We start from the raw sequence: 24,235 nt of genomic DNA on the forward strand, positions 1-24,235 counted from the left end.
TGAAGGATCATCATGACGAGTAAGACCGCGGCGGCGCCCGCCGCCTTCCCCGGCGCGCCCGCCGCCGGCGCGCAGATCGACCTGCGCACCTGGATCGCGGTGGCCGCCGGCATGCTCGGCGCCTTCATGGCGGTGCTCGACATCCAGATCACCAATTCCTCGCTGCGCGACATCCTCGGCACGCTCAACGCGACCCAGGAAGAGGGCTCCTGGATCTCGACCGCCTACCTGTGCGCCGAGATCGTCGTCATCCCGATGACGGCGCTGTTCGCGCGCGCCTTCGGGGTGCGCGCCTACATGATCGGCACCACCTCGCTGTTCCTCGTGTTCTCGACTCTGTGCGGCGCGGCCTGGAACCTGGAGAGCATGATCGTCTTCCGCATGCTCCAGGGTTTCACGGGCGGCGCGCTGATCCCGATGGCGATGACGCTGGTGATGACGCGCCTGCCGTCTTCCAAGCGCGCGGTCGGCATGGCCATCTTCGGCCTCACCGCCACGCTGGCGCCGGCCATGGGCCCGACCCTGGGCGGCTACCTGTCCGAGATCTACGGTTGGCCCTCGATCTTCTACATCAACTGGGTGCCGGGCGTGCTGCTCATCGCCGGCATCGTGTGGGGTCTGGACCGCGAGCCTTCCAACGCGCGGCAGCTGCTCAACGCCGACTGGCTCGGCATCTTCCTGATGGCGATGGGCCTGGGCTGCCTGACGATCTTCCTGGAGGAGGGCAATTCGAAGGACTGGTTCGACTCGCAGTTCATTATCACCTTCGCGTCGCTGGCCCTGATCGGCATCCTGGGCTGGGTGGCGACGAGCTTCTCGCGCCAGCAGTCCTTCGTCAACCTGCGTCTGTACGGCCAGCGCAACTTCCTGATCGCGACCGTGCTCTCGGCCGTCACCGGCATGGGCCTGTATGGCTCGTCCTACCTGCTGCCGCTGTACCTGGGCCAGATCGCCGGCTACACGCCGATGCAGATCGGCGAAGTCATCGCCTGGGTCGGCCTGCCGCAATTGCTCGTGATGCCGTTCGCGGCGGCGCTGTCCTCGAAGGTCGACAACCGCATCCTGTGCAGTTTCGGCCTGCTGCTGTTCGGCGGCTCCTGCCTGATGAACGCCTTCATGGACGCCAGCACCGGCTACGACCAGCTGATGCTGACCCAGGTGGTGCGCGCCATCGGCCAGCCTTTCGTGATGCTGACGCTGTCGAACTTCGCCATGCAGGGCATCGCGCCGAAGGACATGCCGTCGGCGTCGAGCCTGTTCAACATGACGCGCAACCTGGGCGGCTCGATCGGCATCGCCATGCTGGCGACCTCGCTCACCAACCGCGAACACTTCCATTCGGCGCGCCTGGGCGAGTCGGTCTCGAGCTACGCGCCGGCGACCCAGGAACGCCTCGACCAGATGACGCAGGCCTTCATCGCGGGCGGCATCGACCCGGCCACCGCCGCCAGCCAGGCGCTGGCCGCGCTCGACCGCATCGTGCGGCGCGAAGCCTATGTGATGGCCTACAACGACGGCTTCTTTATCGTCGGGATCATCCTGGTCGGATGCATCGCCGCGGTCTGGCTCGCCGACAAGGTCAAGTCCCCCGGCGGCGCCGGCGGCGGTCATTGAACCCATTTGAAGAGACGAGAAAAACGATGTTCGATTCCTTTGCCAAGATGTTCCCGCGCCAGGCGCTCGCCGCCGGCGTGACGGCCGCAATGAGTTTGCTGGCGGGCTGCTCCACCATCGGCCCGAATTTCACCGCACCGAAAGCGGTCGAGGCGCCGGCCTACCGCCATGCCGAGGCGCCGGCCGCTGCGCCCAGCGACAGCGCGCGCCTGCCGGCCAACTGGTGGACGGTGTTCAACGACGCCACCCTGAGCGCCTTGGAAGAGCGCGCGCTGCGCGACAACCCGGGCGCGAAGGCAGCGGCGCAGCGCCTGCTGCAGGCGCAGGCGCAACTGGGCGTGCTGCGCGCGGGCCAGGCGCCGAACGTGTCGGTGAACGCGGGCGTGTCGAATTCGCGCACCTCGGCCGAGACCTCGCAGGCGCTGGCGCTGGGCGGCCGCTCGATCGAAGGCAACAACTTCAGCGTCGGCGCGGCGCTGTCGTATGAACTCGATCTGTGGGGCCGCGTGCGCCGCGTGGTCGAGGCGGCCGACGCCCAGGCCCTGGCCGCCCAGGACGACCGCGACGGCGTGCTCTTGATGCTGTCGAGCCAGGTGGCGCAGAGCTACTGGCAGCTGCGCGGCCTGGATGCGGAAAGCGCGATCCTGGCGGACGCGCTGGCGGCGCGGCGTGAGGCGCAGGAGCTGGTCGAGGCGCGCTTCAATGCCGGCCTGTCGAACGAGCTCGACGTATCGCGTACCCGCATCGAACGGGCCAATGCCGAAGCCGACCTGCACGAAGTGCGGCGCCAGCGCAATCTGGTCGAGCACGCGCTCGCCGTGCTGGTCGGCGGCTCGCCGAGCACGCCGCTGCTGCCGCCGGATGCGAAACCGGCGCTGCCGCTGCCGCCGTCGATTCCGGTGGGCCTGCCGGCCAGCCTGCTGGCCCAGCGTCCCGACCTGGCCGCCAGCGTCGCCAACCTGCGCGCGGCCAACGCCCAGGTCGGCGTGGCCGAAGGCATGTTCTATCCGTCGCTGACGCTGACCAGCAATTTCGGCTACGCCTCCGAGTCGCTGCGCGACCTGACTGGCGGCAGCGCGCGCCAGTTCTCGGTCGGCCCGCTGGCGCTGTCGCTGCCGGTCTTCGACGGCGGCCGCAACAAGGCCAACCTGGCCCTGTACAAGGCGCGCTACGAGGAAGCCGTGGCGAACCACGAGAATCGCCTGCTGGGCGCGCTGCGCGAAGTCGAAGACGCGCTGTCGGACGTGCAGCAGCGCCAGAAGCAGGGCGAGGTGCAGGGGCAGGCGCAGGAAGCGGCCGCGCGCGCGCTGCTGGTGGCGCAGGCCCGCTATCAGCGCGGCATCTCGACCTATCTCGACGTCACCGACGCCCAGCGCAGCGCCCTCGCCGCCGACCGCGCCGCCGCGCAGATCCGTACCCAGCGCTTGCTGGCGTCGGTCGCCGTGGCGCGTGCGCTCGGTGGGGGCTGGTCGGAGGCACCAGCCTTGGCGACGGTACGTTGATGTAGGGTGGGCATGCCCACGCGTACGTGCGCATGCCCACCCGACCATTCATTCAAAATGGAGCGTCCGCGCCTCCACCGTCCCACCCCAATCCTGCGCATACACCCCATCGCGCACATGCCGGTGAAACGTCGAATGCTCCCATTCCGCCACGTTCATCACGAACCCGTGTTTCACCGGATTGAAATGCACGTAATCCATGTGCCGATCAAAATCCGCATCGTTGCGTATCTGGTGCTCCCAGAACCGGCGCTGCCAGATCGTCGATTCGCGATGCTTCTTCGCTGAACGCGTCAACAAGGCAGGGTCATGGAGCGTCTCACGGCACAAGTGCGATACGTAGCGCTTGATCTCGCCCCAGCGCCTTCCGTAATCGAAATCCTTCTCCGGCAAAGTCCAGATGCAGTGCATGTGGTTGGGCATCAGTACCCAGGCGTCGATCGTGAACGGACGCGCGACACGAACGGCGGTGATCGATTTTCGAAGGGCTGCGCGAAAGTGCGGGTCGCAGAAGATCGGGCGGCGCTGGTAGGCGACGACGGTGAAGAAATAGGTGGGGCCAGAGCGGAGGCGGCGGTAGTAGGGCATGGTGCGGCATCGTATGCGGTTGAAGCGGTGTGACGGATGCGTTGGCGCAAACGTGTCATGCGTGGGACGAGGATACGCATACGAAAATCCGCGGGCATGCCCGCCCTACGTACTACAATCTGCAGCTTCATTCCGACATGACAGGGGCTCATGAAACACCTTCTCGCACCGCTCGTGCTGGCCATCGCTGCCGGCACCGTCACGGCAGCCGAAGCGCCTGCCGCTCAACCCCATGCGGCAAGCGTCGCCGAACTGAATGCGATGGCCAAGCGCTTCGCGCCGGTCGAACTGCGGGCCGATACGGCGGCGTTGTCGAAGGACGACCGCGCCGCGATCGGCAAGCTGATCGAGGCGGCCAAGATCATCGATACCCTGCAGCTGCGCCAGTGCTGGGCCGGCAACGAAGCGCTGTGGGCGGCGCTGCGGAAGGATACGACGCCGCTGGGCCAGGCGCGCCAGCATTACTTTTGGCTGAACAAGGGGCCGTGGTCGATCATCGACGGCAATGCCTCCTTCATGCCGGCCGAGTATGCCGGCATCGCCATCCCGGCGCGCAAGCCCGACGGCGCGAATTTCTATCCGGCCGGCGCCAGCAAGGAAGCGCTGGAAGCCTGGATGAACGGGCTGTCCGCCAAGGACAAGGAAGCGGCGCAATGGTATTTCACCGTGATCCGCACCGGCCCGGACGACAAGTTCCGCACGGTGAAGTATTCCGAGGAATACAAGCCGGAACTGGCGCAGCTGGCCAAGCTGCTGCGCGACGCCGCGGCCAGCACTGACAACGCCTCCCTGAAAAAATTCCTGCTGCTGCGCGCCGACGCTTTCCTGTCGAACGACTACCTGGCGTCCGACTTCGCCTGGATGGATCTCGATTCGCCGGTCGACATCACGATCGGGCCGTACGAGACCTATAACGACGAACTGTTCGGCTACAAGGCGGCCTTCGAGGCCTATGTCAGCGTGCGCGATGCGAAGGAGACGCAGAAGCTGAACTTCTTCGGCAAGCACATGCAGGAGCTGGAAGACAACCTGCCGGTCGACAAGCAGTACCGCAATCCAAAGGTCGGGGCGATGGCGCCGATGGTGGTAGTGAATCAGGTCTATGGCGCGGGCGACGGCAACATGGGCGTGCAGACGGCTGCCTACAACTTGCCGAACGACGAGCGCATCATCCGCGAGCGCGGCTCGAAGCGCGTCATGCTGAAAAATATCCAGGAAGCGAAATTCGAATCGACGCTGAAGCCGATCACGAAGCTGGTACTGCGGCCGCAAGACCAGAAGGATCTCGACTTCGACTCCTTCTTCACCCACATCCTGGCGCACGAGATCACCCACGGCCTGGGCCCGCACCACACGAAGGTGAACGGCAAGGAATCGACGCCGCGCCAGGATCTGAAGGAAGCCTATTCGACCATCGAGGAAGCGAAAGCCGACGTCACCGGCCTCTGGGCGCTGGCCTACATGATGGACAAGGGCCAGCTGAAGGACACGCTGGGGCAGGGCGCCCAGGCCGAGCGCAAGCTGTACAACACCTTCCTCGCCTCGTGTTTCCGCACGCTGCACTTCGGCCTGACCGACTCGCACGCGCGCGGCATGGCGATCCAGGTGAACTACCTGCTCGACAAGGGCGCCTTCGTTTCGCACGGCGACGGCAGCTTCTCGGTCGATTTCAAGAAGATCAAGGGCGCCGTGAGCGACCTGACCCGCGAGTTCCTGACGATCGAGGCGCAGGGCGACTATGCGCGCGCCAAGGCGATGATGACGCAATATGTCGTCATCCGCCCCGACGTACAAAAGGCGCTCGACAAGATGAAGGCGGTGCCGAACGACATCCGCCCGGCTTTCGTGACGGCGGCGGCGCTGACTGGAGCGGACAGGCGCTAGTGCCTTCGCTTCAATGAAAAAAGCCCGCTGGCGCGGGCTTTTTTATTGGTGCAACGCGTATCAGGCTTTGGTCTTGCGGCGGCGCAGCGCCAGGCCCGCCAGGCCGAGTCCGAGCAGGGCGATGCTGCCTGGCTCCGGCACTTCCGCCGCGCGCGCGACTTCGAAGTTGCTGGTCGTGGTGACACTGTCGATCGTCCACGAGATATTGTCGACCGCGCCAGTGAAGCTACCCCAGCCGCTGCCGACGCCCGAGCTGAAGCCCAGGATGATCGCGCTGCTCGGCATGTAGGCTTGCCATTCGGCGAGCGTCGCATCGTAGGCATAGCCGGTGCCGTTGATGTTCGTGCCCGGCTCCAGGGTGTTGGCGAAGAAGCGGCTGTTCCAGAGGAAGGTGCCGGCGCCGATCGTGTCGGTTACCCATTCATTCACAGGCGCCGCCATGTTGCCGTTGTAGGTGCGCTCGAAAATCAGGTAGCCGCGGTCGTTGGTCGACAGCAGGCCGTCGCGATCGACCAGGACGCGCAGGGATGGGTGCAGCTTCTCGCCGGCGCCGCTGTCGCTGTCGCGGAACCAGTCGTAGGACATGCTGCTCAGCGCGGAAAACGCGCCCAGCGAACGGCCCGGCAGGTACTCGACGTCGGCCTTGCCGTTCGCCGGCGCGGCGAAGGACACCGAACCATTGCCCGAATGCGGGTTGTCGGTGTTAATACCGACGACGGTGCTGTTGCGTACGTTGTTGTAGTACCAGCCGGTGCTGCCGATGGCCTGGCCGGCATCGCCGACCGCGTTGGTGAACGCATCGCCCGGAGCAGGGTTGTTCGCATAAATTTCGGTGGCGTGGGCCGTCGTGGTCAGCAGTGCGACGGCCACGGCCGCGAGCGTTTTGGTGTACTGGATCGAAGATGTCATGGGAATCCCTGGTCGGTTCATGTAAATATATCGGGCATCGACGTGCCGTTGCCAATATGAAAAGCAATTTTCGTACCGGAAATAATTTACTATTTAAAAACAATGGTTTATGCGCTGTTTTTTATTTTCAAATTCAGGGCGTGTAAAGTTTTTCGGCAGCAAATTTTTTTCACCACCGTGGCGTTGTTCTTCCGATAAATTCGTCAAATTACAACACCTGGCGGAGGAGTTTTTGGTAATTTGACGAAAAAATAGGGTGTTCTGCTATAGTTTTGCACAATTTCCATGTGGCAATACATGCTGCGTGGCGTATCCGGAGCGAGTGCCGGCCGACCTATAGCGAGCTTCCATGTTTCAAAAATGACGATCGGCGCCCGACTGGCGCTGGGATTTGGCGCCGTGCTGGCGCTGATGATGGTATTGACGGCACTGGCGGTGAGCCGCGTCGGCAATATCGACGCGACCCTGAACCGTATCAATGACGTCAACAACGTCAAGCAGCGCCATGCGATCAATTTCCGCGGCAGCGTGCATGACCGTGCGATTGCCTTGCGCGATGTGGTGCTCGCCACGGACAATGCCGCCGCGCAGCCGGCCATCGAGCAGATCCGCGTTCTTGCCGCGAACTACGAGCGCGCCGGCCTGGCCCTCGATGCCCTGTTCGCCGCGCGCAGCGACATCCTGCCCGACGAACGAAGCGCACTCGTGGCGATCAAGGAAGACGAGCGCAAGACCCAGCCGCTGATCGCAAAAGTGACCGAACTGCGCCTGGCGGGCGATGTCGAGGGCGCGCGCACCTTGCTGGCGCAGGGCGCGGCGCCGGCCTTCGTCGCCTGGCTGGCCAGCGTGAACCGCCTGATCGATCTCGAAGAGCAGCTGAACAAGGATTCGGCGGCCGAAGCGCGTGCCCTGACCGGCAGCTTCCTGGCGTGGATGGCCGCGCTGTGCGCGGTGGCCGTCGCCGCCGGCAGCCTGGGCGCCTGGTTCATCAGCCGCGGCCTGCTGCGCCAGCTCGGCGGCCAGCCCGGCTACGCCGCCCACATCGTGCGCAGCATCGCGGCCGGCAACCTGGGCGTGCGCATCGCCACCCGGCCCGGCGACGATTCGAGCTTGCTGTTCGCGATGCAGGGCATGCGCGACAGCCTGGTCGCCATCGTTTCCCAGGTACGCAGCGGGACCCTGACGATCGCCAACGCGTCGACCGAGATCGCAGCCGGCAACGACAACCTCTCGACCCGTACCGAGAACCAGGCCAACACCTTGAAGGACACGGCGGCGTCGATGGAGGAACTGACCGGCACCGTGCGCCAGAACGCGGACAATGCGCGCCAGGCCAATGCACTGGCCGAATCGGCCTCGGAAGTAGCCTTGAAGGGCGGTACGGTGGTCGCACAGGTGGTCGAGACAATGGCGTCGATCAATGCGTCCTCGAAGCAGATCGTCGACATCATCGGCGTCATCGACGGCATCGCTTTCCAGACCAACATCCTGGCATTGAACGCGGCCGTGGAAGCGGCGCGTGCCGGCGAACAGGGCCGCGGTTTCGCCGTGGTGGCGACCGAAGTGCGCAACCTGGCCCAGCGTTCGGCGGCGGCGGCGAAGGAAATCAAGGGCTTGATCGGCAGCTCGGTCGAGCGCGTCGACGCCGGCGCCCGCCTGGTCGACGAGGCCGGCAGCACGATGAACGAGATCGTCACCAGCGTCCGGCGCGTCACCGACATCATGGCCGAGATCAGTTCGGCCAGCGCCGAACAAAGTGCGGGTATCGAGCAGGTCAACAGCGCCATCGGCCGCATGGACGACGCCACGCGCCAGAACGCGGCCCTGGTCGAGCAGGCGAGTGCCGCCGCCGCCTCGCTCCAGCACCAGGCCACGACCCTGGCTGGCGTGGTCAGTGTGTTTAAAATGGAACAGCAGCAGCAGGGGCGTGCTGTTGCATCTGCGCCTCAAGTTGCGGCGCTAGCATTGTCGGTTTGAATAGGGACAAAAATATTTCTGAATGGGAAGATATTCTCGGTCATAGAATTGCCTTGAGGCACTTCATCGCACCCGGAACTCTTCCATGTTCAAATCCTTGTTTCCTCTCGCGCTGCTTGCCGGCGCAACCGCCCAGGCCGCCGAACTGACCGCGCTCGAACAGCGCTGGCTACAGGCGGCGGCCCCGGTACTGACCTATTCCCAACAGTTGAAACTGCCGCTCGACATCATCGTCCAGCCGCAGGCGCGCGCCACCGACGTGCCGCTGGCCATGGGTTTCGCCGATGGCCGCTGCAAGCTCGTCTTGTCGCTGCGCGGCAATCCGCAGGCCGAAGCCGTGTTCGCGAAGGTGCCGGTGGACAGCCAGGCCGAACTCATCGAGGCCATGGCGGCGCACGAAATCGCCCATTGCTGGCGTCACGCGAAGGGCGCCTGGAACGCGCTCCCGGCCGGCTTTACCGAGGTGGGCGAAGAGACGGCGAGCGACGCCTCGCTGCTGGCAATGGCGCGCGCGCTGCGCGAATCCCGGCGCGAGGAAGCCTATGCCGACCTGGCGGCGCTGGCCTGGACGCGCCACAGCAATCCTCACGCCTATGCACGCGTGCACGGCTGGCTGACGTCGGTGCGCGCAGGCCAGACGCCGCGAGGCGGCCACGACACCCGCACCTGGGTCGCACTGGCTGCCGACGGCAGCCGCATCGCGGGCAAGGGGGCACCGTTCGAGGAGGCCGAGCCCCTGTGGCGCCAGGGGCTGCTACAGGATTGAAGGGGCCGTCCCGGCGTGACGGTTTACCCATGTTTATGGTTTATCCGGCAAGTGTTCGTTGTCGCACAGATGTTGTGGAGGGGCCAGCGTTTAATGGTGCTATCACAACAACTGACCCGAGGGACACCGCCATGAAATCCTTGCTCGCTACCCTGCTGGCTACCGCCGCCGGCGCCACCTTCGCCGCCGCACCGACCGCCGCCCTGAACCACGATCCGGCCACTTACCGCAACGCGACGCAAAAGGCCGCTACCGAATACAAGAGCGCCACCGCCAAGTGCGATGCCAGGAGCGGCAACGACAAGGATGTCTGCATGGCCGAGGCGAAAGCCGCACGCGCCCGTACCGAGTCCGAGGCCTTCGCCAAGTACAACACCTCCGACAAGGGCCGCGCGAGCGCCCGCAACAAGGTCGCCGAAGCCGACTACGAAGTCGCCAAGGCCAAGTGCGACGCCAAGAGCGGCGCCGAGAAGGATAGCTGCATGGACAACGCCAAGTCGGTGCGCACCGCCGCGCTGGCCGACGCCAAGGCCGGCCGTGACGGCGCCTCGACCGCCGCCGTTGGCGCCAGCGGCAGTGCCGGCCTGATCGCCAGTACCGACACCAAGGATCCGGTCAAGGCCGCAGCGGTCGCCAAGTGCGAGCAGACCGCCGGCAGCGCCAACACCGGCTGCCTGGTCGACAGCAAGGGCAATGTGACGACGATGGCCGGCCGCGCCGAGAACGCCACCGAGCGCGCCGCCGACAAGACCAAGGATGCCGCATCCACCGCCGTCGACAAGACCAAGGCGGTCGCCGCGACCGTGGCAGAGAAGACCAGGGACGTCGCCGCCACCGTGGTCGACAAGACCAAGGCTGTCGCCGCGACCGTGGCGCAGAAGACCGAGAACACGGCCGAGAACGTCGGCGACAAGACCCGCCAGACGGCCGCCAATGCCAGGGAAGAGTCGAAGGAAGCCGTCGCCAAGACCGATAACGCGGCCGACCGCGCCGCCGACAAGACCCGCGACGCCGGCCGCACGACCGCCGTCGCCGCTTCCGACACCGCCCTCACCGCCAAAGTGAAGGCGGGCCTGCTGGCCCAGCCGGAACTGAAATCGCTGGGCATCCACGTCGAGACCGAGAAGGGCGTCGTCATGCTGAGCGGCTTCGTCGAATCGAAGGCCGAGGCCGATAAGGCCGTCAAGGCGGCCAAGGAAGTCGACGGCGTGACCAGCGTGAAGAGCGCGATCAAAGTGAAGTAAATCGGAAGCTTTCCGAAGGTGAACGGCCCCGCTCGGGGCCGTCGTCGTTTACGCGGCGACCGCAGCGTCCGTCACGTAAACACGTGGCCCGGCGGGGGCAGGTATAATTTTCAGGTGAATAAACTCGAAGCCTTTGGATACATCGTGGCGCAGGCCTCCCGCGGTGATATCACTTTCCCCACCAGCGTCAATGCCGTGCTGCGCCTGCAGCAGGCGCTCGACGATCCCGATTGTCCGCTCGACGATGCGATCCGGCTGGTGCTGGCCGAGCCGCAGCTGGCCGCGCGTACCGTGGCGCTGGCCAATTCGGCCGCCTTCAGCGGTGGCGGGCCGCCCGTGACGAACGTACGCGCCGCCGTCACCCGCATGGGCTACCGGCGCCTGCAATCGCTTGTCGCCAGCTTGCTGGTGCGCCAGTTCGGCAGCCGCATCAACGATCCGGGACTGCGCGCCAAGGCCGAACAATTGTGGCAGCACACGACCAATGTGGCGGCGCTGGCCTGGTCGCTGGCGCGCCACGTGACCGGCACCAATCCGGATACGGCGCTGTTCGCCGGCATCATCCACGAAGTCGGCGGCTTCTATCTGCTCTCGCGCGCCGACGAATTCCCGGGTCTCCTCGACGACGATCCTGAAAAATGGGGAGAGTTGTGCGAGGACGTGGTCGGTCTCGAGGTCATGAAGAAACTGGCCGTGCCGGAGCCGGTGCTGGACGCCATCGGCCAGCTGCGCCGCGCCTGGATCAACATGCCGCCCTCGACCCTGCTCGACACGTTGCTGCTGGCGAACCAGTACGCCCCGGTCGCATCCCCGCTCGGCACGGCGCCGCCGGCCTTGCCCGAGCATGGCGACAGCGCCATCGATTTCGTTCTCGACGAAGAGCTGCTGGCGTCGATCAGGCTGGAGGCCGAGGAAACCTGCAAGGCGATGGGCGGGCCGCTGCTGGTTTGAGCGGCATCTCCATGTAGCGCAAACCACGGCCGGGAACCAAGGACGAGGCCAGCCGTTCTAACCGCATGGGTCATCTTGCGGGAGCGAGCGTGGATCGTCACCGGGGGCATGCGCCGTCGAAGGTCGTGGGGCAGCTGTGCATGTGCTGCCTGCTCTGGCTGCTTTGGCTGCCGGCGCTTGCGGCCGCGTTCGCGGCCGTGCCTGCGCAGCCGCGTGCGGGCAGCGCCGCCGTCACGCTCCTTGCCGTCGATGGCCCCATCGGCCCCGCCTATGCCGACTACATCGAGCGCGGCATCGCCCAGGCCGCCGCCAGGGGACACCAGTTGGCCGTGCTCCGCATCGACACGCCGGGCGGGCTCGACACCGCCATGCGCGTCACCGTGCGTGCCATCCTCGCCGCACCGGTTCCCGTCGCCTGCTTCGTCGCGCCCAGCGGCGCCCGCGCGGCCAGCGCCGGCACATATATCCTCTACGCCTGCCACGTCGCGGCCATGGCGCCCGGCACCAATCTGGGCGCCGCCACGCCGGTACAGGTCGGCACCGGCCCCGACCCGCCGGGCACGGGCAAGCCGGGGCAGCCCTCGGCCATGGAAAACAAGGCCGTCAACGATGCCGCTGCCTACCTGCGCGGCCTGGCGCAGCTGCGCGGACGCAACGCGGTCTGGGCCGAGGCCTTGGTGCGCCAGTCGCTGAGCCTGTCGGCCGAGGATGCGCGGGCGGCCAAGGTGGTCGATCTCGTTGCGCGTGATGTCCCCGGCTTGCTGGCGGCGGCGCACGGGCGCAGCGTCGCCGTGCGCGGCCAGCCGCGCCGGCTCGACACGGCCGGCGCCGCCATCGTCGAGACGCCGCCCGACTGGCGCACACGCCTGCTGGCGGCGATCACCAATCCCAGCGTGGCCCTGATCCTGCTGTCGATCGGCGTGTACGGCCTGCTGTTCGAATTCATGAGCCCCGGTGCCGTGCTGCCGGGTGTGGTGGGCGCGATCTGCCTGCTGCTCGGCCTGTACGGCCTGCAGCTCTTGCCCATCAATTATTCGGGACTGGCGCTGATCCTGTTCGGGCTGGCCTGCATGATCGCCGAGGCTTTCCTGCCCAGTTTCGGGATGATCGGCTTCGGCGGCGTGATCGCCTTCGTCATCGGCGCCCTGCTGCTCGACAGCGAGGCGCCGGGCTTTGGTTTACCGCTGGGGCTGGTTGCCGGCGTCGGGCTCACGGCCGCGCTGCTCGTGGGCGCTACGGCCCATGTCGCCCTGCGCACGCGACGGCGGCCACGTCCAGGCACGCTGGCGAACCTGGAGGGCAGCATCGGCGAGGTGCTCGGGGAAAGCGGGGAGGCGGGAGCGCACCAGGGCTGGGCGAATATCGGCGGCGAGACCTGGCAGGTCGCGGCCGAGATGCCGTTGGCGCGCGGAGAACGGGTGCGGGTGCTGGGGCGGCGCGGGCGGGTGCTGCTGGTGGCGCCGCTGGAACATGCTCCCGACGGCAAGGAAACCCGTGCCAACGGACACTAGGAGAGCGCGATGCTGTTCAACCTGAGTTTCGGCTTGTCGCTGCTGATCGTGGCGGCGCTGGTGCTGCTCGCGATATCGGTGCGCGTGCTGCGCGAGTACGAGCGCGGCGTCGTGTTCCAGCTCGGCACTTCTGGTCGGTGAAGGGGCCGGGCCTGATCATCCTGATCCCAATATTGCAGCAGATGGTGCGGGTCGACCTGCGCACGGTGGTGCTCGACGTGTCGAAGCAGGATGTGATTTCGCGCGACAACGTGTCGGTGAAGGTGAATGCCGTGCTGTACTTCCGCGTCGTCGACCCCGAGCGCGCCATCATCCAGGTGGCGAACTTCATGGAGGCGACCAGCCAGCTGGCGCAAACGACGCTGCGCTCGGTGCTCGGCAAACACGAGCTCGACGACATGCTGGCCGAGCGCGAGCGCCTGAATATCGACATCCAGCAAGTGCTCGACGCCCAGACCGACGCTTGGGGCATCAAGGTCGCCAATGTCGAGATCAAGCACGTCGACCTCGACGAATCGATGGTGCGCGCGATCGCCCGCCAGGCCGAAGCCGAACGCGAACGGCGCGCCAAGGTCATCCACGCCGAAGGAGAGTTGCAGGCCTCGGAAAAGCTGATGCAGGCGGCCCAGGTGCTGGCGCGCCAGCAGGGCGCGATGCAGCTGCGCTACCTGCAGACCCTGTCCACGCTGGCCAGCGACAAGACCACGACCATTGTTTTCCCGCTGCCGGTGGAGATGCTGTCGAGCCTGCTGGAAGGAAGGAACCGCCAAGCGGCTCGCCTTAAGTTCGAACTCGCCTTTTACTCCGCGCGCAGCTTCAACGACGAAGTTCGCGATCGCATCCCCAGCATTCCCAGCGCCAGCAATACCCCGCTGAACGCCAGCCCCGCCGCCACCCACTGCGGCGCCGCGTACGAAAAGCCCAGCGTCAGCGGAATCCCGCCCAGGAAGGCACCGGTCGCATTGCCGATATTGAAGCCCGATTGCCCCAGCGACGAGCCCAGCATCTCGGCCTCGCGCGAGTGTTCCATCAGCAGCATCTGGATCGATGGCCCCATCGCCAGCGCGTTCGCACCGGTGGCAAAGGCCAGCACCAGCATTGCCGGTTGCGAGGTTGCGAACAGGCCGTTCATCAGAAGTAAGGCGGTCATCGTCATCAGCAGGATGACGATCGCGTGGATCGGCGCGAAGCGGTCGGCCAGCCGGCCGCCCAGGTTCACGCCCACCGTCATGCCGACGCCGACGACGGTCATGATCATCGGGATCTGGCCCGGTGCGAAGCGCGACAGGTCGGTCAGCAGCGGCGCGATATAGCTGAACCAGGCAAAGAAGCCGCCAGTGCCGATCGAGGTGATCGCCAGCGCCATCCACAGACGCGGCTTGCGGAAGATGGCGAGATCCTTCCGGAAGCCCGCGCTCGGACGCGCTTCGATGAAGGGCACCAGCCGCTGCAGGCTGATGGCGGTCGCCAGGCCGATGGCGGCGACGATCAGGAAAACCAGGCGCCAGCTGACGTTGTGGCCGAGCCAGGTGCCGAGCGGGACGCCGAGCACGTTGGCCAGGGTCAGGCCGGTGAACATGGTCGCCAGCGCGGCGGCCACCTTGCCCTCGTCTGCCAGGCGGCTGGCCACGACCGCGCCGACCCCGAAGAAGGCGCCGTGCGGCAGGCCGGCCAGGAAGCGCGACACCAGCATCAGCCCGAAGTTCGGCGCCAGCGCCGACAGGGCATTGAACACTGCGAACATCAGCATGAACCAGATGAGCACGGTGCGCGGCGGACGCCGGGCCAGCAGGCTGACCAGGGTCGGCGCACCGACCACGACGCCGAGCGCATAGGCAGTGATCAGGTAGCCGGCCTGGGGAATGGTGATGGCGAGGCCGGACGCGATGTCCGGAAGGATGCCCATCATGACGAATTCGGTCATGCCGATGCCGAAGCCGCCAAGGGCCAGCGGGAGCAGGCTTTTCTTGATCAAAATAGGATGTCTTTACAGTGGTGACACTAGAGCGCGTGAAAAAGCCGGGCCGAGTGGAACCGGCCACTATAGCCCGCACGATTGAACCCGTCCGCTTTCGGCTTGTGATGTCAGGTATTCGGCACCCTGATAGCGCCGCCCTTCAAGCGTCGTCGCGGATCCAGCCAACGCGTCCATGACCTGCTTCGTTGAGGCGCGCGATTAGAGCCGGCGCCTCGGCTTCGGCCAGGCTGAAGGCGAACACGACCGCGTCGCCATGGCCGACCTCGAGCAGGGTTGCGCCCGCGGCTTCGAGTTCGCGCCGGATCATGCCTTCCTGCGCATACGGCGCGCTGCAGCGCAGGGTGGCCTGGCGGATGATCGCAACCTTGTCGGCATGCAGCAGGGCCTGGGCCACGCTGTCGGTATAGGCGCGTACCAGGCCGCCGGCGCCGAGCTTGACGCCGCCGAAGTAACGCACGACGGTGGCCAATACCCCTTCCAGATCCTGGTGGCGCAGCACGTCGAGCATGGGCCGCCCGGCCGTGCCGCTCGGCTCGCCGTCGTCGACCGCCGCCGACTGGCCGCCCGCCAATAGCGCCCAGCAGACGTGGGCCGCCTGCGGATGCTGGGCGCGCAGCCCCGCCACCACAGCCTGCGCACTGGCCCGATCCGTCATCGGCTGCACGCAGGCGATGAAGCGGCTCTTCTTGATCAGCAGTTCGTGGTGGACGGGGGCGAGGAGGGTCTGGGGCATGTGGATGCGCGGGACGCGGAAACAAAAACGCCAACCGTGAAGGTTGGCGTTTTCGCTGAATCTTTGGTAGGCCGTGCGGGATTCGAACCTGCGACCAACGGATTAAAAGTCCGCTGCTCTACCAGCTGAGCTAACGACCCGAAGAAGGCAAGATTATAGCCGGACTCTTGCGAATGTCCAAGAACTTCCTGCGCGTTTGTGCAAGTCGCTTAGGTTTCGACGTTCTTGTCTTCCTTTTGCGCTTCGCGCATGGCTTCCGGCTCGAGCTTCTCGGCCTCGACGTTCATGCGCACGAACATGCCCCAGGCCGCCAGCAGGACGGCTGCCGCAAGGCCGATCGACGCCACATGCGGCAGCAATTCCGGCTTGGTGTGCACGAACTGGAATACCCCGACCAGGCATTCGACGCCGAGCGAGACCACTACCACGATCAGGAAACGCGACAGGAAACGGCGCAGGCGGGTCGGCGAACTCACGTGTACGGCACGTTGAACCTCTTCTTCCAGCACGGTCTGCCCCAGTTCGAGGGCCGCCACGGCGATCGTCAACAGACCCACGCATTCCAGGATGAGACGGAAACGATCTTGCACGGAATGCTCGTCCGAGGGACGCAGGGCCGACCAGATCTCGATGGCGCCAAGCACGATGAGCGTGAAGCCGCACACGAAAAAGAGCAGGGCGATCAGCACGTAGCCGATGGAGCCGATTTTTTGCAGGTATTTCACAGAAATCCTCGGGTGGGAATATGTAGCAACTTTAGCATCGTTGCCTGACTCCTTCTGTTCGACAGCACACCGGATGACAGGCGGACGTGTTGTCAATTCGTCTCGTTCCTGAGCGCCATGACGCGGCGCAAATGTCGGGAAAGGCCGTCCTTGTATCGTGGCAACGCTTCTCCCGTAAATGCCGTCTTTACGGCTGTCTTTGTTATCGCTCATGCATGAGGAGTGCCTGAATCCATGACTATTGCGCTGGTTCGACAAGTCACCGATGCGCTGGCGGAGTTTTCCAGTGCGAGCCGGCTGTACGAACTGACGATCGGCGACGGCGACACCGGCCTTGAAGCGGGAACGCTGCTGGTGGAAGCCTTCGGCGCCAGCGATGCCGTGCAGGAAGTCGGTTGGCGCGACGTGATCATGCTGTCGACGAGTGCCCACGTGGATCAAGCCGCCCTGCTGGGACAGGCCGCGCACCTGGCCATCAGCCTGGCGGACGGCACCCGCCAGCGCTTCGGCGGCGAAATCAGCGGGGTAGCCATGCTCGGCAGCGATGGCGGCCTGGCGCGTTACCGCATCCGCATCGCGCCCTGGCTGTGGCGGCTCGGGCAGGTGCGTAACAGCCGGGTCTGGCAAGACAGGAGCGTCATCGACATCGTCGACAGCGTCCTCCAGGCCTACCAACCAGCGGCGCGCTGGCGCTGGAGCGACGACACCAGCCCTTTCATGGTGCAGGCCATACCCCGCAGCTATTGCTGTCAGTACCGCGAAACCGACCTCGCTTTCATCGAACGGCTGCTGGCTGAGGAGGGCCTGGGTTGGCGCTGGGAGCCGGATGCGACAGAAGCGAGCCTGGTGCTGTTCGCCGACAGCACCCAGCCCGATGCCGTGCCCGAGGATGCCGGCAGTGCAGCGGCCGGCGCCGTGCGCTACCACGGCGTGCGCGCGGTCGAAGCCAGCGACACCGTGCAGTCGCTGGTGGCCCGGCGCCGCCTGCAGTGCTCGCTGACGACCGTACTCAGCCACGATTACAAGGCCAAGCAGGCGGTGGCGGCGCAATCCCCGAGCCGGCTGGCACAGAACAGCAAGCTGCCCCTGCTCGAATCCTACGACGTGCCCGGCCAGTACGCCTATGCCACCCGCGAACAGGCGCGCCGTCATGCCGACCTGCTGATGGAAGCGCAGGAAGCGCGCAGCGCCCTGTGGCGCGGCCGTTCCACGCTGCGCACCCTGTGCGCCGGCACCCGCCTGCACATCGACGGCCTGCTGCTGGCACGATGCCCGGATGCGGCTTTCACCGTGCTGCGCGTGGCGAGCGTCGGCGTCAACAACATGCCGGCGCCGGCCCAGCACGCGCTTGCCGAACTGTTCGGGCCGATCCCGGAACTGCTGGAGGAAATCGCCCCGCGCGACGTACCGGAGGACTTCGCGCTGGCGATTGCCCAGGCGCGCGAGACGGGTTATGCCAACTGTTTCGATGCCATCCCGTCCGACGTGCCGTGGCGCCTGGACGCCACCCGATACATGCGTCCGACAGCGCATGGGACGCAAAGCGCCATCGTGATCGGCGCCGACGGCAGCGACCAGCCGAACGGCGCCGACGAAATCTACTGCGACCGCCTTGGCCGCGTGCGCATCCGCTTCCACTGGCAGGAGCGCGGCGACGCCAGCTGCTGGGTGCGCGTCGCCCAGCGTTCGGCCGGCGGCGGCATGGGCTGCCAATTCCTGCCGCGCATCGGCCAGGAAATGCTGGTGCAGTTCCTCGAGAACGACATCGACCGCCCGATCATCGTCGGCGCCCTGTATAACGGCCAGGGCGAAGGCGGCATCGCACCGACGCCGGGCGGCATCCGCGTCGCCGAACCGGAGGCGTCCCCGTTCGCGCCCGCGCGCGACCACGCGCCCTCCGCCCAGGGCAACCTTGCCGGCGGCAACAGCCCCGTGTGGCACGGCGCCTCGGCCGACAGCGCCGGCCACCGCAACAGCGCCGCCCAGTGGGGCATCCGCAGCAAGGAATTCGGCGGCGCGGGCTACAACCAGCTCTTGTTCGACGACACCGACGTCCAGGGCCGCGTCCAGCTGCGCAGCACCCATGCCGCCAGCGAACTCAACCTCGGCCATTTAATCCACGCTGCCGACAACTACCGCGGCAGCTTCCGCGGCCTGGGCGCCGAACTGCGCACGGACGCCTACGGTGCAGTGCGGGGCGGCGCGGGCTTGCTGATCACCAGCTACAAGATTGACCACAGCGCCACCCAGCGCGATCCCGCGGGCGACAACGCCGCCGGGATGTCGCTGCTCTCTGCCGCGACCAAGCTGGCCGATTCTTTCAGCAACGCCGCCGTTACGCATCAAACGGTCGGCCTGGCCACGCACCTTGGCGCCGTCAAGGCGAAGGCTAGTGCGCTGGACGACAAGGCGGCGCCATTGAAGGCATTGCTGACTGCCGTCTCCGGCATGGTCGGCACCGATTCGCTGGACGCGGCGCTGGCGGACGCGGGCGCAAAGAACACTGGCGATGGCAAGGGCAAGGCGCCCCACGCGACGGATCCGATCATCGCCATTTCTGCCGCGGCCGGCTTTGGTGCCGTGGCCGGCCAGAGCCTGCAACTGGCGAACGGCGAAAGCGTCGCGCTGATGAGTGGACAGGACACGCAGTTCGCCGGTGGTGGGCAAATGCGAATCCACAGCGGCCAAGCAATCGGCATGCTCGGCGGCGCGGTCAAGGCAGGCGAGGGCGGACTCGGCCTGCAACTCATCGCCGCCGAGGATGCGATCGATATTCAGGCGCAGGCCGATGAATTGAAAGTCCAGGCGCGCGACGAGCTGAATGTCATCAGCGCGAATGCGCATATCGACTGGGCGGCCGCGAAGCGGATCAGCTTATCGACGGCGGGTGGGGCGAATATCACGATCGAAGGCGGGAATATTACGGTGCAGTGTCCGGGGAAGATCAAGGTGCGGGCGGGGAAGAAGAGTTTTATGGGGCCGGATAAATTGTCTTACCCATTGCCAGTCATGCCGACAAGTATTTGCGTCGAATGTTTAATTAAGGCGCGTAACATGGCGTCGCCATTTATTCTAAGATGAATATGCTATCGAATTCCGAATTCAAGGTATTTGCGACGAACTATATAACTACTAATCCAAAACTAAATCTGTATATCGTCGCCGACCATACAGGAATGCCTGGGCTACATCGTGAGCTCGTGGCAAGCCCCGCAAAATGGGCTAGCCTTTTTGCGGATTCGAGGGAGGAAAATGAGCTTTCTGTTGCACCGTTTTTGATTCTGCTCGGCAGTTATTCATCTTTAAAGGTAAGCAGCAGATTATTAAGATGGATTACAGATAATGGTGTGCCTACATCCAGTCTTATTCTCTTAGCGTCGTCTCAGTCGCTTGATACCGTTCAAGAACGATTAAGCAAGCGCCTTGACATGAAAATTTCTCAAAATATGGACGCAATGCTTCGATTTTTTGATCCTCGTGTCTTAGAGCAATTGAAAAAAATTTTATCTCTCGATCAAGCCAAAAATTTCTTTAGCGCGGCAAGTACATGGTGGTTTGTCGATCGATTGGGAAAATTAGTTGAGGTCAGCAGTGAATTTAAAGAAGTTGATGACCCATGTGGCCAGTTGTGTCTCAGTGAAAAGCAAGAAGCAACCTTGGTCGAAGCGTTAGAACCAGACCGCGTCATTCACTTACTTTTAGAAGCGGTGCCTCACCTCAAGAAAAACTTGCCGCACGACAGATATGGATTTGCAGCGGATAAAATCCGTCTTGCAAATACTTTCGGCATCATGTCCACTATCGATCTCAGCCTCTACTGTATAGTTTCCCTTTTATGCGGGGATTCTTTTGAAAAGGAACGTTACTGGAGTGAGGGATTAGATCAGGTTCAATCTGGAGAAGCAAAATTTACGCAAATCGTAGAAAATTATTTAGGTGTGGAAATATGAATCATAAGTCTTTGAGTCGAAAAATTCTGCGTCACCAAATCATAAATAGAATTTCTCTTTTTGGAATGGTCTTCTTTACCGCTGCCGGATATGCTCTTGAAAATAATGTTGACATAAATGACATCCTGAAAATAGATAATAGCAACGCCATAGATATAGTTGGGTTTAATTATACGGATCAGATAATAGATAGCTTTAGCATCAACGGTCAAGGTGGCGGAAATATATTCCTGAGTAATAGAACTAGTGGCGGAGGGAAATCAGCCTGCTGCTTGGTATTGTCGGGTGCAAAGAAAGAAAGCTTAAGGATTCATGTTCGATGGCAGTCAGGAGGGTGCTTATACATCACAAAATCTCGCATATCCGGGGAGGTTTTCAAAAACATATTCGCTTATTATAAAGAAGCATATGTGGACGTGCTTCATCCAAAGAACCACTCCCCTGAACATTTGGAAGTACATTTTTATCCTGATGGGTCGGTGCGCGCAGAATTAACAAATGAATTGTCACTGCCGCGAATTGCATTAAATGGCAAGCGTAATCAGAAAACTAACTTACCCAGGTGTCGAGATGACAAAAAACCAGAATAGCGGTCGAGTTGGAGACAGTAAAGCATTACCGCTACAGCCGAATGAAAAAGCCTTGCGTACAGCATCAGAACAAGCAGCACATATAGATACTATTCCGGCTGAGCCGATTGTGAAAATTAGGCCTCTTGAAAGTGTGTCGGCCGCTGTGACAGTGAAGAGTTCGCCTGACAATAGAGCTACGTGTAAGCAATGCCTTTGGTTCTCATTTTTCTTTGATGGGACAGGTAATAATTTATTTGCTGACAAAAATGTCCCGAAACATAGTAATGTTGCAAAACTGTATCGTGTGCACTCGGCAAATGACCCTGTTAATGGGATTTATGCCATGTATTTGCAAGGAGTCGGAACCTACTTCCGAGAAATAGGTGATGACGGTGGTAGTGCATTAGGTTTGGGAACAGGCTCGATGGGTCAAGAACGGTTAGACTACGCTTTAAAGCAGTTCGATAGCTATTTGCTACCCCATCTTAACCGTGCCCAAGCATCAAGTTCAGCCTCGATAGTTGAAATTAATATTGCTGTTTTCGGCTTTAGTCGCGGTGCTGCACTAGCACGTGCATTTCTTAGCATGCTGCTTGAGGAACGATGCAAAAAGGAAAAAGGAAAATGGGTATCGAAGCAAGGTCAATGGCCCATTAGACTTAGATTTGCGGGTCTGTTCGATACGGTAGCATCAGTTGGATTGCCGATGAGTTCAAACACGACAAGCAAGGTTGGCGTCGCTATGTCGAGTGTTGAATATATGATGGAAGATCGGTTGGAAAATTATCGCAAAACGCGACCGGAAGCATTGGCGTTCTCAGAGGATGCCGCGCCCGGAGCAGACCCTGCGCCCGGTAAATATGACGGGCACGCTGGTTGGGGTGGGAAAATGGAGATTGACTATGCTGTAGAAGAGGTGAGGGACTTCATCGCTGCGCATGAAATCCGAAATTCATTCCCAGTGGACAGTATCAGTATCTTCCAGTCGAAAAAAATTACAAAACCTAGGCATTTTTATGAGACTGTCTATCCAGGTGTTCATTCCGACGTGGGAGGTAGTTATGCTCCAGGAGAGGGTGCAAGAAGCGAATTGCGGACTGAAGGACTGGGACTGATTCCTTTAACGCAAATGTATAGGCACGCGGTAAGTTGTGGGGTGCCACTTCTGCCTGCCATATCCTGGGGAGTTGAGAACAAGGAAGATTTTGAGATTAGTAAGGATTTAATCGCTTGCTTTAACCACTATCTGAAGAAAGTAGGATCCGTCGCCACAATTGGAACAACAATGAATAGACACATGGCACTGTACTATGCCTGGCGATTCCGTTCCATAAGACTTAAGCTCGCTGGAAATACGGAAGAAGCTACCCGCATCTCTAAGCATCGGAATATTTTTGCCCACGACGAAAAGCGAATCGATGACGAAATTTGGCGGTTGGAAAAAGAAGAAGCTCGTGCTGCTAAAGAACTTGACTCCCTCATATCGCGTCGTTCGTCAGCAACGATGAATGCACGAAGCGGAGGTTCAATAGCTCCGCAGTCAGGAGTGTCTAATGAGGATATTCAGGCTGCACGTGAAAGAAAGCTGAGTGTCCATCACGATCTACTGAGCGCAAAGGCTCGGAAGCTCGCGCAGCCAAAAATGGATCAGTTGCAAAATATGCTGTCTATATATGATGCGCAACTTATTAATGATGTGATGGCAATACGTAGAGCGCGAACAAAAAAGCATATTTTCGGAGACGAGGTTGAACATAAAAACTTTAAGAATCTTCGTCCTCATTACAAAAGTCTGATCGAAGCTTACGAAAATGAATTCGAAAGAAACAAGGGGATAACTGATCCGAATATAATTAGCTTTTTTGATAATTATGTTCACGACTCTTTGGCAGGCTTTGCAGGGGATGCAACGCTGCCATCGGATCCTCGGGTCGTTTATCTGGGTGGCGACAATAAATATGAATATGCTTTCCATCCAGGGAACTTTGAGTCCCACGAAAAGGCCAAAGGCACATGTTAAGTGGAAATTGCTGAGTAGGCGCTGTAGCGCTTCAATTTCTAGTCCTTGCTGCCAGGAGTTGGCAGAGGAGATGCGTTGCTGAGTTCGGCGAAAGATAGGTAGTTTAGGGCCCCGATCGTATTTGTAGGGAATACAAATCACGATAATACGAAGGGCTGTTCTAAGTTATCGAAGGAAAAACTTGCGGTCAATACCTTTTATGAATTAATTTATAAGCTGACTGAGTACGACGATGGCGAAATTCCTGCTGCCACTTTTGCTTATTTTGTCAGGATGCCAATCGAATGATGAGCCAATCACCAAATTAACTTTTGTAATCATTGACGAAGCAGAAAGAAAAAATTCAGTCGTGCTCGATTCGACAAAAAAGCCTTGATTTTTTCTTTGACCAAGAGCGTGGTGAGAGCGTCGTCACCGAGAGACTTATTTGTTCGCTCGATGATGATTGTAACTTCAGGGGCGAACACGCGATGGGAAAGTTTTTCGAGGGAGATTTACTTCTTTAGGGAAAAGAAGGGGATGCGAATTAAAAGTATCGGTCGGAAGGGTTTTTTGTTGCTAGTTGAGATAATTACTCACATCGAAGATTCATGGAGAGTAAAGAGGTCTTAAAATTAATAGAGAATAAGTCAGCAATCGAATGCAAGATTGTAATGACAATTTATTTTTCTAAGCCATATTATTCTGCAAGTATGATGATTTCAGCTGATGCAATAAGAGGACTACTCAAGCAAGCAGATCCACCATCATCATGTTGTGAAAAAGAAGACGATGAGGAAAAGAAGAGCGTAGAGCGCTAAACTAGTTAATGAAGGAGCATTGCTTTTAAAATTGCGTCGATCAGCGATCTACGCAGGCGTCGCAGCTAGTCGCATGACGTGTCTATCTAAAACAAATGAGCGCCATTACTACTCAGGAAGCCTTCGCAACTGTCGTTGACCTCGTAGTAATCGATGTGACGCTCTAGCCCTTCGTGAATGGACTAAAATTCGCCTTTCTACAAACTTAGCCAACGTCTCTCACATGACAATATACAAAGCAAAAATAAGCGGCAAGCGTGCTGAAAAATAGCAGATTCTGAAAATGCAGACGTTAACTCTACGACTAGAATTTTATTGGGGCGGAAATATAAATGAAAAATTAAATTGCCGCGGTCATGTTAGGGATGTCATTAATTTTTTGCGATACAGTTGCGGCTGCACCTCAAGCTAGCACGAATTGCAAAGATCAGAAATTCGAAGAATTAGTAAGGGTGTACCCAAGTGCATGTTTCAATGGAAGTCTCTACCAGATCCGATATAATCAGAAATC

Annotated in this window: 18 protein-coding genes, 1 tRNA gene and 1 pseudogene; 14 read left to right on the top strand and 6 right to left on the bottom strand. The window is 61.4% G+C overall.

The annotated features are described in order from the left end of the window. Window positions 1-12 precede the first annotated feature (12 nt). On the top strand, window positions 13-1,614 hold the full coding sequence (locus ASF77_RS16830; protein ID WP_056341724.1) for a DHA2 family efflux MFS transporter permease subunit: 1,602 nt from the start codon (window positions 13-15) through the stop codon (window positions 1,612-1,614). 26 nt (window positions 1,615-1,640) lie between these two features. Beyond that, window positions 1,641-3,116: an efflux transporter outer membrane subunit gene (locus ASF77_RS16835; protein ID WP_229445467.1), complete on the top strand. Its 1,476-nt coding sequence runs from the start codon at window positions 1,641-1,643 to the stop codon at window positions 3,114-3,116. 48 nt (window positions 3,117-3,164) lie between these two features. Here the strand turns inward: ASF77_RS16835 and ASF77_RS16840 are convergent, their stop codons facing one another. Beyond that, a complete protein-coding gene (locus tag ASF77_RS16840; protein WP_056341727.1) occupies window positions 3,165-3,704 on the bottom strand; it encodes a transposase in 540 nt (179 codons plus the stop codon). Between the two features lie 150 nt (window positions 3,705-3,854). Here ASF77_RS16840 and ASF77_RS16845 point away from each other — a divergent pair, with 150 nt between their 5' ends. Next, entirely contained in the window at window positions 3,855-5,588 is a 1,734-nt protein-coding gene (locus ASF77_RS16845; protein WP_056341731.1) for a DNA mismatch repair protein MutT, read from the top strand. Between the two features lie 60 nt (window positions 5,589-5,648). Here the strand turns inward: ASF77_RS16845 and ASF77_RS24965 are convergent, their stop codons facing one another. After that, entirely contained in the window at window positions 5,649-6,497 is an 849-nt protein-coding gene (locus tag ASF77_RS24965) for a PEP-CTERM sorting domain-containing protein (RefSeq protein WP_056341734.1), read from the bottom strand. A 360-nt stretch (window positions 6,498-6,857) separates the two neighbouring features. Between ASF77_RS24965 and ASF77_RS25165 the strand changes: the two genes are divergently transcribed. From ASF77_RS25165 to ASF77_RS23765, 6 genes and pseudogenes are all read left to right on the top strand, one after another. Beyond that, window positions 6,858-8,474 carry a methyl-accepting chemotaxis protein gene (locus ASF77_RS25165; protein WP_056341738.1) on the top strand — a complete coding sequence of 539 codons (1,617 nt, stop codon included), beginning with the start codon at window positions 6,858-6,860 and terminating at the stop codon, window positions 8,472-8,474. Window positions 8,475-8,559: 85 nt separating this feature from the next. After that, on the top strand, window positions 8,560-9,240 hold the full coding sequence (locus tag ASF77_RS16860; RefSeq protein WP_056341742.1) for a hypothetical protein: 681 nt from the start codon (window positions 8,560-8,562) through the stop codon (window positions 9,238-9,240). Window positions 9,241-9,371: 131 nt separating this feature from the next. Next, window positions 9,372-10,484: a BON domain-containing protein gene (locus tag ASF77_RS16865; protein ID WP_056341745.1), complete on the top strand. Its 1,113-nt coding sequence runs from the start codon at window positions 9,372-9,374 to the stop codon at window positions 10,482-10,484. Between the two features lie 114 nt (window positions 10,485-10,598). Then, window positions 10,599-11,435, top strand: a complete 837-nt coding sequence (locus tag ASF77_RS16870) for an HDOD domain-containing protein (RefSeq protein ID WP_056341748.1) — start codon at window positions 10,599-10,601, stop codon at window positions 11,433-11,435. 89 nt (window positions 11,436-11,524) lie between these two features. Further along, on the top strand, window positions 11,525-12,946 hold the full coding sequence (locus ASF77_RS16875; RefSeq protein ID WP_229445468.1) for a nodulation protein NfeD: 1,422 nt from the start codon (window positions 11,525-11,527) through the stop codon (window positions 12,944-12,946). Window positions 12,947-12,955: 9 nt separating this feature from the next. Further along, window positions 12,956-13,701: pseudogene (locus ASF77_RS23765) on the top strand (slipin family protein); the annotation flags it as partial. 44 nt (window positions 13,702-13,745) lie between these two features. On the opposite strand, the gene ASF77_RS16885 reads toward ASF77_RS23765, so the two are convergent. From ASF77_RS16885 to ASF77_RS16900, 4 genes are all read right to left on the bottom strand, one after another. Next, complete coding sequence (locus ASF77_RS16885) at window positions 13,746-14,921, bottom strand: MFS transporter (protein WP_082493841.1); 1,176 nt, start codon at window positions 14,919-14,921, stop codon at window positions 13,746-13,748. 142 nt (window positions 14,922-15,063) lie between these two features. Further along, the gene (locus tag ASF77_RS16890; RefSeq protein ID WP_056341754.1) at window positions 15,064-15,657 is read right to left on the bottom strand and encodes a YigZ family protein; all 594 of its coding nucleotides are present in this window, start codon (window positions 15,655-15,657) and stop codon (window positions 15,064-15,066) included. A 64-nt stretch (window positions 15,658-15,721) separates the two neighbouring features. Continuing rightward, window positions 15,722-15,797 (bottom strand) — tRNA-Lys (locus ASF77_RS16895). 69 nt (window positions 15,798-15,866) lie between these two features. Next, complete coding sequence (locus tag ASF77_RS16900; protein ID WP_229445469.1) at window positions 15,867-16,382, bottom strand: hypothetical protein; 516 nt, start codon at window positions 16,380-16,382, stop codon at window positions 15,867-15,869. A 234-nt stretch (window positions 16,383-16,616) separates the two neighbouring features. On the opposite strand from ASF77_RS16900, the gene ASF77_RS16905 reads away from it, so the two are divergent. From ASF77_RS16905 to ASF77_RS24400, 5 genes are all read left to right on the top strand, one after another. Next, window positions 16,617-19,463: a type VI secretion system Vgr family protein gene (locus ASF77_RS16905; RefSeq protein ID WP_056341758.1), complete on the top strand. Its 2,847-nt coding sequence runs from the start codon at window positions 16,617-16,619 to the stop codon at window positions 19,461-19,463. A gap of 2 nt (window positions 19,464-19,465) precedes the next feature. Beyond that, on the top strand, window positions 19,466-20,332 hold the full coding sequence (locus ASF77_RS23770) for a DUF4123 domain-containing protein (protein ID WP_162244866.1): 867 nt from the start codon (window positions 19,466-19,468) through the stop codon (window positions 20,330-20,332). Beyond that, window positions 20,329-20,922, top strand: a complete 594-nt coding sequence (locus tag ASF77_RS23775; protein WP_082493843.1) for a DUF3304 domain-containing protein — start codon at window positions 20,329-20,331, stop codon at window positions 20,920-20,922. Before ASF77_RS23770 ends, ASF77_RS23775 begins: the two co-directional genes overlap by 4 nt. Further along, on the top strand, window positions 20,903-22,924 hold the full coding sequence (locus ASF77_RS23780) for a DUF2235 domain-containing protein (protein WP_162244867.1): 2,022 nt from the start codon (window positions 20,903-20,905) through the stop codon (window positions 22,922-22,924). Before ASF77_RS23775 ends, ASF77_RS23780 begins: the two co-directional genes overlap by 20 nt. Window positions 22,925-23,514: 590 nt before the next feature. After that, complete coding sequence (locus ASF77_RS24400) at window positions 23,515-23,724, top strand: hypothetical protein (protein ID WP_156648918.1); 210 nt, start codon at window positions 23,515-23,517, stop codon at window positions 23,722-23,724. Window positions 23,725-24,235 lie beyond the last annotated feature (511 nt).

Origin of the sequence: Massilia sp. Leaf139, from assembly GCF_001424165.1 — a bacterium.
Classification (GTDB): Bacteria; Pseudomonadota; Gammaproteobacteria; order Burkholderiales; family Burkholderiaceae_D; genus Telluria.

Bases quoted from the DNA above. Each gene is read 5' to 3' on its own strand.
- ASF77_RS16830 (WP_056341724.1), top strand. From the start codon at position 13: ATGACGAGTAAGACCGCGGCGGCGCCCGCCGCCTTCCCCGGCGCGCCC.
- ASF77_RS16835 (WP_229445467.1), top strand. From the start codon at position 1,641: ATGTTCGATTCCTTTGCCAAGATGTTCCCGCGCCAGGCGCTCGCCGCC.
- ASF77_RS16840 (WP_056341727.1), bottom strand. From the start codon at position 3,704: ATGCCCTACTACCGCCGCCTCCGCTCTGGCCCCACCTATTTCTTCACC.
- ASF77_RS16845 (WP_056341731.1), top strand. From the start codon at position 3,855: ATGAAACACCTTCTCGCACCGCTCGTGCTGGCCATCGCTGCCGGCACC.
- ASF77_RS24965 (WP_056341734.1), bottom strand. From the start codon at position 6,497: ATGACATCTTCGATCCAGTACACCAAAACGCTCGCGGCCGTGGCCGTC.
- ASF77_RS25165 (WP_056341738.1), top strand. From the start codon at position 6,858: ATGACGATCGGCGCCCGACTGGCGCTGGGATTTGGCGCCGTGCTGGCG.
- ASF77_RS16860 (WP_056341742.1), top strand. From the start codon at position 8,560: ATGTTCAAATCCTTGTTTCCTCTCGCGCTGCTTGCCGGCGCAACCGCC.
- ASF77_RS16865 (WP_056341745.1), top strand. From the start codon at position 9,372: ATGAAATCCTTGCTCGCTACCCTGCTGGCTACCGCCGCCGGCGCCACC.
- ASF77_RS16890 (WP_056341754.1), bottom strand. From the start codon at position 15,657: ATGCCCCAGACCCTCCTCGCCCCCGTCCACCACGAACTGCTGATCAAG.
- ASF77_RS16905 (WP_056341758.1), top strand. From the start codon at position 16,617: ATGACTATTGCGCTGGTTCGACAAGTCACCGATGCGCTGGCGGAGTTT.
- ASF77_RS23770 (WP_162244866.1), top strand. From the start codon at position 19,466: ATGCTATCGAATTCCGAATTCAAGGTATTTGCGACGAACTATATAACT.
- ASF77_RS23775 (WP_082493843.1), top strand. From the start codon at position 20,329: ATGAATCATAAGTCTTTGAGTCGAAAAATTCTGCGTCACCAAATCATA.
- ASF77_RS23780 (WP_162244867.1), top strand. From the start codon at position 20,903: ATGACAAAAAACCAGAATAGCGGTCGAGTTGGAGACAGTAAAGCATTA.
- ASF77_RS24400 (WP_156648918.1), top strand. From the start codon at position 23,515: ATGGAGAGTAAAGAGGTCTTAAAATTAATAGAGAATAAGTCAGCAATC.